General features: G+C 39.9%; 1 protein-coding gene. It reads left to right on the top strand.

From position 1 onward, the window contains the following. The coding region (locus Q0820_RS16915) for a hypothetical protein (protein ID WP_298489478.1) at positions 1-371 on the top strand (371 nt) is incomplete at both ends.

The following is a 371-nucleotide window of genomic DNA, read 5'->3' as shown; positions in this document are numbered from 1 at the left end:
GATATAACCGTTACTAATGATGGAAATGGGAACTACACAGTAGATTATACCGATGGCGATAGTGATGCTACTAATGAACTTACCGTTTTATCTAATGGAGCTCCATTAGGAGCTCCTGCAAACAATAATGCAGGAGCCACCTATGTAGATGAATCCGCAGGTCAATTATATGTTTGGGATGGTTCAGCTTGGGATGTAGTAGGAGGAAGTGCTACTCCTGGCGATGCTAGTGATACTAATGAACTTATAACTTCTTTTGGAGTTGTAGGTCCAAATCTTCGTATTACAGAAGCGGGTACAGATTTTGATGTTCCATTGAGTAGTTTAGGAACAGACAGTCAAGATTTAAGTTTAACGGGAGATAACTTAAC

It is taken from the genome of uncultured Maribacter sp., from assembly GCF_947495965.1.
Lineage (GTDB): Bacteria > Bacteroidota > Bacteroidia > Flavobacteriales > Flavobacteriaceae > Maribacter_B.
This window is presented reverse-complemented; position numbering and strand designations above follow the sequence as displayed.